Source organism: Rhizobacter sp. (assembly GCF_031412075.1).
GTDB lineage: Bacteria > Pseudomonadota > Gammaproteobacteria > Burkholderiales > Burkholderiaceae_C > Rhizobacter.
In genome coordinates, this window is sequence record NZ_JANOCG010000593.1 from 1 (window position 1) to 8,379 (window position 8,379).

At 62.7% G+C, this 8,379-nt stretch carries 8 protein-coding genes; 5 read left to right on the forward strand and 3 right to left on the reverse strand.

The features are described 5' to 3' along the window. The first annotated feature begins 29 nt into the window (after positions 1–29). Positions 30–899, forward strand: coding sequence for an RNA polymerase sigma factor RpoS (gene rpoS, locus RMO40_RS21825; protein WP_309725709.1), 870 nt, complete (start codon positions 30–32; stop codon positions 897–899). Between the two features lie 101 nt (positions 900–1,000). Then, on the forward strand, positions 1,001–2,338 hold the full coding sequence (gene rlmD / locus RMO40_RS21830) for a 23S rRNA (uracil(1939)-C(5))-methyltransferase RlmD (protein WP_309725703.1): 1,338 nt from the start codon (positions 1,001–1,003) through the stop codon (positions 2,336–2,338). A 57-nt stretch (positions 2,339–2,395) separates the two neighbouring features. Here rlmD and RMO40_RS21835 read toward each other — a convergent pair whose 3' ends face one another. Next, complete coding sequence (locus tag RMO40_RS21835; protein WP_309725704.1) at positions 2,396–3,097, reverse strand: Bax inhibitor-1 family protein; 702 nt, start codon at positions 3,095–3,097, stop codon at positions 2,396–2,398. 147 nt (positions 3,098–3,244) lie between these two features. On the opposite strand from RMO40_RS21835, the gene RMO40_RS21840 reads away from it, so the two are divergent. Continuing rightward, entirely contained in the window at positions 3,245–3,646 is a 402-nt protein-coding gene (locus tag RMO40_RS21840; protein WP_309725705.1) for a heme-binding protein, read from the forward strand. 18 nt (positions 3,647–3,664) lie between these two features. Here the strand turns inward: RMO40_RS21840 and RMO40_RS21845 are convergent, their stop codons facing one another. After that, positions 3,665–3,883 (reverse strand): (2Fe-2S)-binding protein, encoded by a 219-nt coding sequence (locus tag RMO40_RS21845; protein WP_309725706.1) that lies wholly within the window; start codon positions 3,881–3,883, stop codon positions 3,665–3,667. 113 nt (positions 3,884–3,996) lie between these two features. Continuing rightward, complete coding sequence (gene bfr, locus RMO40_RS21850; RefSeq protein ID WP_309725707.1) at positions 3,997–4,476, reverse strand: bacterioferritin; 480 nt, start codon at positions 4,474–4,476, stop codon at positions 3,997–3,999. 291 nt (positions 4,477–4,767) lie between these two features. On the opposite strand from bfr, the gene carA reads away from it, so the two are divergent. Together carA and carB are read left to right on the forward strand one after the other, a co-directional pair. Then, positions 4,768–5,940 (forward strand): glutamine-hydrolyzing carbamoyl-phosphate synthase small subunit, encoded by a 1,173-nt coding sequence (gene carA, locus RMO40_RS21855; RefSeq protein WP_309725710.1) that lies wholly within the window; start codon positions 4,768–4,770, stop codon positions 5,938–5,940. Continuing rightward, positions 5,933–8,379 (forward strand): carbamoyl-phosphate synthase large subunit (gene carB / locus RMO40_RS21860; RefSeq protein WP_309725708.1); only part of this gene is annotated, 2,447 nt, incomplete at its 3' end. The genes carA and carB, both read left to right, overlap by 8 nt.

Here is an 8,379-nt window from a genome sequence, read left to right on the forward strand (position 1 = left end):
AGCCACAGCCTGACGACGTCCCCGCCAGCATCGAGATTGCCGCCGGAGACGGTGAGGTCGGCAACACCTTGCAGACCTATTTGCGTGAGATCCGCCGTGCGCCGCTGCTCACGCCGCAAGAAGAATTCGAGACCGCCACGCGCGCGCGGGCGGGTGACTTTGCCGCCCGCCAAGAAATGATCGAGCGCAACCTGCGCCTGGTGGTGAGCATCGCCAAGAACTACCTCGGCCGCGGCCTGCCCATGACCGACCTGATCGAAGAAGGCAATCTCGGGTTGATGCACGCCATTGGCAAGTTTGAACCGGAGCGAGGCTTCCGTTTTTCGACCTACTCGTCGTGGTGGATCCGCCAGAGCATCGAGCGCGCGATCATGCACCAGGCCCGCCTGGTGCGGCTGCCGGTACATGTGGTGCGCGAGCTCAACCATGTGCTCAAGGCGCGGCGTGCCCTTGAAGCGGAAGCGACTCACGCCGACGGTGACCCGCCGGTGCGCGTGGAAGACATTGCTGCCCGCCTTGGCCGCCCGGTGCAAGAGGTGAGTGAGCTGCTGAAGTTCTCGGAAGCGCCGGCATCACTCGATGCGCCCCTCGACCGTGAAGGCTCCGAATCCATGCTCGACAGCGTGGCCGACGACGGGGCGAGCGACCCGGCGAGCCTCACGCTGCACAACGAGGTCGAGCTGCTGTTACAGCACGGCCTGGACGAGCTCAACGAACGCGAGCGCGAAGTGCTGGCCGGCCGCTACGGCCTGCGAGACCGCGAGCCCGAGACGCTGGAGGTGCTGGCCGAGCGTTTGGGCCTCACGCGTGAGCGCATCCGACAGATCCAGCAAGAGGCGCTGATCAAGCTCAAGCGCCGCATGGTGCGCAGCGGCATCAACCGCGACTCGCTTTTTTAGTTGGGCGCGAGGGCTGAGTCGGACACAAGGGCCGACCTGCGTCGGGCCTTGCGCCTACGAAGGCCATTGCCCTCTGGGCGATGGCTGAGACAATCAGCCCCATGACAGCAGCAGATGAATGGCTGAAGGTCGAGTCACTCGACCTCGAAGCACAAGGAGTGGCGCACAACGCCGAGGGCAAGGTGGTTTTCATCGACGGGGCATTGCCCGGCGAAGAAGTGCTTGTCAGCGTTCAGCGCAAGAAAAACAACTGGGAGCAAGCCACCATGGTGGCGCTGCGCCGCGAAAGCTCACAACGTGTGACGCCGGGGTGCCGCCATTTCGGCACCTGTGGCGGCTGCAAGATGCAGCACTTTCATGTGGGCGCGCAGGTGGCGACCAAGCAGCGCGCGCTTGAAGACGCGCTGTGGCACCTGGGCAAGGTCAAGGCCGAGCGTGTGTTGCGCCCGATCGAAGGGCCGGCCTGGGGCTACCGCTACCGGGCGCGTTTGTCTGTGCGCTACGTGGTCAAGAAAGAGCGTGTGCTGGTGGGTTTTCACGAGCGCAAGTCGAGCTATGTGGCCGACATGGACAGCTGCGAGGTGCTGCCGCCTCACCTGAGCGCGATGCTGGTTCCTCTGCGCCACCTGGTCGCGGGCATGGACCAGCGAGACCGTTTGCCTCAGATCGAAGTGGCGGTCGGTGACGAGATCACGGCGCTGGTGCTGCGCCACCTGGAGCCGCTGAGTGCGCATGACTTGCAGCGGCTTCGGGAGTTTGCCGGCGAGCACGGCGTGCAGTGGTGGTTGCAGCCCAAGGGGCCGGAAACGGTTCAGCTGCTCGATGCCGGTGGGCCACAACTCGCCTACAGCTTGCCCGAATTCGGCATCACCATGCCGTTCAAGCCGACCGACTTCACGCAGGTCAATCACCACATCAACCGGGTGCTCGTCAGCCGTGCCCTGCGGCTGCTGGACGCCCGGCCAGACGAGCGCGTGATCGACTGGTTTTGCGGGCTCGGCAACTTCACGCTGCCGATCGCCAAGCAGGCGCGCGAGGTGCTGGGCATCGAGGGCAGCGAGGCGCTGGTGGCGAGATCGCGTGAGAACGCTGCGCTCAATGGCCTGGCGGCGAAGACCAGCTTCGTCGCGCGCAACCTGTTCGAGGTCACGCCCGAGGAACTGGCCCAGTACGGCGCGGCGGACAAATGGCTGGTCGACCCGCCACGCGAAGGGGCGTTTGCCCTGGCCAAGGCCTTGGCCGATCTGGCTGCGGCGCCGGTGGAGGGCTATCAGCCTCCGAGCCGCATCGTCTACGTGAGCTGCAACACCGCCACGCTCGCGCGCGATGCCGGTTTGCTGGTGCACCAGGCCGGCTACCGCTGCGTGGCGGCGGGCGCGATCAACATGTTCCCGCACACGGCCCACGTCGAGAGCATGGCGGTGTTCGAAAAAGGTTGAGCAAAAAAAGTGAAGGGGGCCCAAAGGCCCCCCCACCTTGCCAACCCGTCGAGGGCGTTAGTCGCGCTCGCCACCCATGATGCCGAGCAGGCTCAGCAGGTGCACGAAGACGTTGTAGACGTCGAGGTAGATCGCCAGCGTGGCCGAGACGTAGTTGGTCTCGCCACCGTCCACCACACGCTTCAGGTCGTACAGCATGTAGGCCGAGAAGATCAGCACCGCCAGCACCGACACCGTCATCATCAGAGCTGGCATCTGCAGCCAGATGTTGGCAACGCTGGCCACGATGATGCCGATCAGGCCGACGAAGAGCCACTTGCCCATGCCGGAGATGTCACGCTTCATCGTGCTGGCCAGGGTGGCCATGCCGAAGAACACCAATGCCGTGCCGCCGAACGCCATGGCGATCAGCTGGCTGCCGTTGCGGAAGTTGCCGAGGATCCCGCCGAGCAGGCGCGACAGCATCAGGCCCATGAAGAAGGTGAAGGCCAGCAGCAAGACGACGCCCAGGCCGGAGTTCTTTGTTTTCTCGATCGCAAAGAAGAAGCCAAAGGCAATGCCCATGAACACCATGAAGCCGATGAAGGGGTTGGCGGCGAACCACGTGAACCCCATTTGCATGCCGACCCACGAGCCAAGCACGGTGGGAATCAGCGAAAGCGCCAGCAGCCAATAGGTGTTGCGGAGAACACGGTTGCGCTGTTCGACGGTGCTCACCGAACAGGTCAGACCGTAAGCTGTTTGCAGGTTGTCGTTCATGAATGAAACCTCCTTGATTTGAACGCGATGCGGGCTCAGACCCGGCCGACAGGATTCTAGTTCCCCACTGTCCCGCTGTGGCATTCGCCAAAACCTGGTCGGGCGGGCATGAGGCATGCTCGGTGAACTCACAACAACGGAGTGCGCATGAAGACCAAACCAATGCTGGGCCTGGACGACATCAAGCGGGTTGCAGCCGCAGCTGAGGCCGAGGCGCTGAGCCATGGGTGGGCGGTGACCATCGCGATCGTCGACGACGGTGGCCATTTGCTGTGGTTGCAGCGCCTGGACGGCGCAGCGCCCATTTCCGCTCACATCGCACCGGCAAAAGCACACACCGCGGCCCTCGGCCAGCGCGAAAGCAAGGTCTATGAGGACATGATCAACCAGGGGCGCAACGCTTTCCTGAGCGCACCCGAGGTGCGCGGCTTGCTGGAGGGCGGGGTGCCGATCCTGGTGCAGGGGCAGTGTGTGGGGGCGGTGGGTGTCAGCGGCGTCAAAGCCAGCGAAGACGCCCAAGTGGCCAAGGCGGGCATCGCCGCCCTTTGATCGGGTGGTCGACAGGACTCAGGCGGCAGCGGAGATCATGGCGTGGTGGGTGGGACCATGAGGCCGGTGGCCCGAGGCACGAGCCGACTCGAAAACATCGCGCGCGCAGTCGGTGCAGCGCCCGCAGCAAGACGCGACGCCTGAATCCATCTGCAGCTCGTCGAAGCTTGCGCAGCCATTGCGGGCGTGGCGCTCGATGTCACGGTCAGAAATGCGTTGGCAGACACACACAATCATGAGTTCGCTCCAAGGCCCCGACGTCAGGCCGTTGGATGTGATCATAAATAAGAATGATTCGCAATTCAAGTCCCGCCCAGCACCCATGTGCAGAGGTAGGATTTGTAGGCTGATCAGGACGCGATTTCGCCCATTTGCGACTGCAGGTAGTTTTGCAAACCGACCTTGGTGACCAGATCGAGCTGGGTTTCTAGGAAATCGATGTGCTCTTCGGTGTCGTCGAGGATGTCTTGGAGCAGGTCGCGTGACACATAGTCGCGCACAGTTTCGCAATGCGCGATGCCGTCCTTGATGGTCGCTTGTGCGCCCATCTCCGACTTCAGGTCGCAGTTCAGTATCTCTACCGTGTCTTCACCGACCAGCAGCTTGCCCAGGTCTTGCAGGTTAGGTAGCCCGTCGAGCGTGAAGATGCGGTCCATCAGGCGGTCGGCATGCTTCATTTCGCCGATCGACTCGTCGTATTCCTTGGCGGCCAGCTTGTCCAGGCCCCAATGCTTCAGCATGCGGTAGTGCAGGAAGTACTGGTTGATGGCGGTTAGCTCGTTTTTCAATTGAGCGTTGAGCAGCTCGATGACCTTGGGGTCGCCCTTCATGTGTCACTCCTCTTGTTTTGACCAGCCCGGATTATGTGAGCGCGAGAGGGCCATGGCCCGCTTCTTAAGCGGTCTGCTCAGGACTCTTGAAGCGATGGGCGTTCCTACTCGTCTAGGGGGGCTTTGAGCGCGTGCCCTCGGGTACAATTCGAAGGTTTACCCGCAACCCCACCCGCCCAGCGAATCTCTCGCTGTTTCCTGCCGAAAACTCCCCCCAGTTTTCTCAACCGGTCTCGTGCTCGAAGAGCAGAGCTGGGCGCGCACAAATCGGAGAATCGTGTGCCCCCGCCATTGCTGCCAAACCAAGCTCAGGCTCTCCTAGCACTCGCGGACGGAACGGTCTTCCAGGGCGTGTCGATCGGTGCCACCGGTCACACTGTTGGTGAAGTGGTGTTCAACACCGCACTCACCGGCTACCAGGAAATCCTCACCGACCCGAGTTATTGCCGCCAGATCGTCACGCTCACCTACCCGCACATCGGCAACTACGGCATCAACACCGAAGACGTCGAAGCGAGCAAGGTGCACGCGGCTGGCTTGATCATCAAAGACCTGCCGGTGCTGGCGTCCAACTTTCGCCAGAGCATGACGCTGGCGGACTACCTCAAGGCCGAAGGCACGGTGGCCATTGCCAACATCGACACCCGCCGACTGACACGCATCTTGCGCAGTAAGGGCGCGCAAAACGGTTGCATCTTCACGCTGCCGCTTGGCCAGGTGCTGACCTCGGCGCACACCGACAAAGCCATCGCGTTGGCGAAGTCCGCTCCGGCCATGAATGGCCTGGATCTGGCCAAGGTGGTGACGCAGACCGAAGTCACCGAATGGACCGAAACCGAATGGGCGCTCGAGGGCGGTTACGGCCAACTCAAGTCACCGCGATTCCACGTGGTGGCCTACGACTTCGGCGTCAAGCGCAACATCCTTCGCATGCTGGCCAGCCGCGGTTGCAAGGTGACCGTGGTGCCTGCACAGACATCGTCCGCTGACGTGCTGGCACGCAAGCCCGATGGTATTTTCTTGAGCAACGGCCCCGGCGACCCCGAGCCATGCGACTACGCCATCCGTGCAGCGCGTGAACTCATCGACGCCGGCATCCCGACCTTCGGCATTTGCCTGGGGCACCAGATCCTGGCGCTGGCTTCGGGTGCCAAGACCTTCAAGATGAAGTTCGGCCACCATGGCGCCAACCACCCGGTGAAAGACCTCGACACCGGGCGGGTGAGCATCACCAGTCAGAACCACGGTTTTGCGGTCGACGAAAAGACTCTGCCCGGCAACCTGCGCCCCACGCACGTGAGCCTGTTCGACGGCACGCTGCAAGGCCTGACCCGCACCGACAAACCCGCTTTCTGCTTCCAGGGCCACCCCGAGGCCTCACCCGGACCGCATGACATTTCCTACCTGTTCGACCGTTTCACCGCGCTGATGGAAAAGAGCCAGGAGAAGAAGACAAATGCCTAAGCGCACAGACATCAAATCGGTTCTCATCATCGGCGCCGGCCCGATCATCATCGGCCAGGCCTGCGAGTTCGATTACTCCGGCGCACAGGCCTGCAAGGCGCTGCGTGAAGAGGGCTACAAGGTCATCCTCGTCAACAGCAACCCGGCGACGATCATGACCGACCCGGAGATGGCCGATGTGACCTACATCGAGCCCATCACCTGGCAAGTGGTCGAGAAGATCATCGCGAAAGAGCGCCCCGACGCGGTGCTGCCCACCATGGGCGGCCAGACGGCGCTCAACTGCGCGCTTGACCTGCACAAGAACGGCGTGCTTGCCAAATACAACGTCGAGATGATCGGTGCGAACGAGAAGGCGATCGAGAAGGCCGAAGACCGCCTGAAGTTCAAGGACGCCATGACCGGCATTGGCCTGCACTCGGCCAAGAGCGGCATCGCGCACTCGATGGAAGACGCGCTCAACGTTCAACGCCGCATCCAGCAAGAGATTGGTGGCAATGGCTTCCCGATGGTGGTGCGCCCGAGTTTCACGCTGGGCGGCACCGGCGGCGGCATCGCCTACAACCCGGAAGAGTTCGAAGAGATCTGCAAGCGCGGCCTCGACCTGTCGCCCACCAAAGAGTTGCTGATCGAAGAAAGCCTCATCGGCTGGAAAGAGTTCGAGATGGAAGTGGTGCGCGACCGCGCCGACAACTGCATCATCGTTTGCTCGATCGAAAACCTCGACCCGATGGGAATCCACACCGGTGACTCCATCACCGTGGCCCCGGCGCAGACGCTCACCGACAAGGAATACCAGCTGCTGCGCAACGCGAGCATCGCGATCCTGCGCGAGATCGGCGTGGACACGGGCGGCTCCAACGTGCAGTTTTCCATCAACCCGAAAGACGGCCGAATGGTCGTCATCGAGATGAACCCGCGCGTGAGCCGTTCTTCAGCTCTGGCCTCCAAGGCGACGGGTTTCCCCATCGCCAAGGTGGCGGCCAAGCTGGCCGTGGGCTACACGCTCGATGAGCTGCGCAACGACATCACCGGTGGCGCCACACCGGCTTCGTTCGAGCCCAGCATCGACTATGTGGTCACCAAGATCCCGCGTTTTGCCTTCGAAAAATTTCCCGCCGCCGATTCACGCCTGACCACGCAGATGAAATCGGTGGGTGAGGTGATGGCCATGGGCCGCACCTTCCAGGAAAGTTTCCAGAAGGCCTTGCGCGGCCTGGAAACCGGCATCGACGGCCTGACCGAGCGCAGCACCGACCGAGAAGAAATCATCCAGGAGATCGGCGAAGCCGGCCCTGAGCGCATTCTTTACGTGGGCGACGCCTTCCGCATCGGCATGAGCCTGCAAGAGATCTTCGAAGAAACCGCGATCGACCCGTGGTTTCTCGCGCAGATCGAGCAGCTGATCCAGGCTGAAACGGCGATCACTGGCCGCACGCTGGAGAGCCTGTCGACCGAGGAGCTGCGCTTCCTCAAGCAAAAGGGCTTCTCCGACAGGCGCCTGGCCAAGCTGCTGGGCACGCACCAGCATGCCGTCCGGGAAACCCGCTGGGCCAAGAAGGTGCGCCCTGTCTACAAGCGGGTGGACACCTGCGCGGCCGAGTTCGCCACGCAGACGGCCTACATGTACTCGACGTACGACGAAGAGTGCGAAGCAGAGCCCACCAACCGCAAGAAGATCATGGTGCTGGGCGGTGGCCCCAACCGCATCGGCCAGGGCATCGAGTTCGACTATTGCTGCGTGCACGCCGCGCTCGCCATGCGCGAAGACGGCTACGAGACCATCATGGTCAACTGCAACCCCGAGACCGTGTCGACCGACTACGACACCTCGGACCGTCTGTACTTCGAGCCGGTGACGCTCGAAGACGTGCTCGAGATCGTCGACAAGGAAAAACCCGTCGGCGTGATCGTGCAGTACGGCGGCCAGACGCCGCTGAAGCTCGCGCTTGATCTGGAGCGCGCTGGCGTGCCCATCGTGGGCACCACGCCCGACAGCATCGACATCGCAGAAGACCGCGAGCGCTTCCAGAAGCTGCTGCACACCTTGGGCCTGAAGCAACCGCCCAACCGCACCGCGCGCACTGAAGAGCAGGCGTTGGTTCTGGCGCAAGAAATCGGCTACCCGCTGGTGGTGCGCCCGAGTTATGTGCTGGGTGGCCGCGCGATGGAAATCGTGCACGGCGACAAAGACCTCGAGCGCTACATGCGCGAAGCCGTCAAGGTGAGCGAGAAGTCGCCGGTGCTGCTGGACCGCTTTCTCGACGATGCGGTCGAGGTCGACGTCGACTGCATCAGCGACGGCAGCAACGTGATGATCGGCGGGATCATGGAACACGTCGAGCAGGCCGGCATCCATTCGGGCGATTCGGCCTGTTCGTTGCCGCCGTACTCGCTGCCGAAGGACCTGCAGGACGAGATGCGTCGCCAGACCACGCT

Coding starts and splice junctions, on each gene's coding strand:
- bfr (WP_309725707.1), bottom strand. CDS start 4,476: ATGAAGGGCGACCCCAAGGTCATCGAGCTGCTCAACGCTCAATTGAAA.
- RMO40_RS21835 (WP_309725704.1), bottom strand. CDS start 3,097: ATGAACGACAACCTGCAAACAGCTTACGGTCTGACCTGTTCGGTGAGC.
- RMO40_RS21840 (WP_309725705.1), top strand. CDS start 3,245: ATGAAGACCAAACCAATGCTGGGCCTGGACGACATCAAGCGGGTTGCA.
- rlmD (WP_309725703.1), top strand. CDS start 1,001: ATGACAGCAGCAGATGAATGGCTGAAGGTCGAGTCACTCGACCTCGAA.
- RMO40_RS21845 (WP_309725706.1), bottom strand. CDS start 3,883: ATGATTGTGTGTGTCTGCCAACGCATTTCTGACCGTGACATCGAGCGC.